At 68.6% G+C, this 315-nt stretch carries 1 protein-coding gene; it reads right to left on the reverse strand.

Features of this window, described 5'->3' with window-relative positions:
- Positions 1-58: 58 nt before the first annotated feature.
- Complete coding sequence (locus V4Y04_RS03540; protein ID WP_332425769.1) at positions 59-271, reverse strand: MbtH family protein; 213 nt, start codon at positions 269-271, stop codon at positions 59-61.
- Positions 272-315: the final 44 nt, after the last annotated feature.

Below are 315 nucleotides of genomic sequence, written 5' to 3' on the forward strand. Positions count from 1 at the left end.
ACGGGGTGTTCCGGGGTCTTTTGGGTGTTCAAGGGCAGGCAGTGGGGGCTCGGGGTGGTCACTGCTCGGCCATGGCGTCGGCCAGGCTCTTGGGCCGCATGTCCGTCCAGTTCTTCTCGACGTGGTCGAGGCACTCCTGACGGCTCGCGGCCGGGAGGGCGACGGTCCAGCCGGCGGGGACGTCGGCGAAGACCGGCCAGAGGGAGTACTGCAGTTCGTCGTTGACGAGGACCAGGTACTGGGCGTCGTCGTTCTCGAAGGGGTTGGTCATGGGGGTGCTCCGTACTGGGGTGGGTGGGGTCGGTCGGGCAGGGG

Source organism: Streptomyces sp. P9-A2, assembly GCF_036634175.1.
Taxonomy (GTDB): domain Bacteria; phylum Actinomycetota; class Actinomycetes; order Streptomycetales; family Streptomycetaceae; genus Streptomyces; species Streptomyces pratens.

Coding starts and splice junctions, on each gene's coding strand:
- V4Y04_RS03540 (WP_332425769.1), bottom strand. CDS start 271: ATGACCAACCCCTTCGAGAACGACGACGCCCAGTACCTGGTCCTCGTC.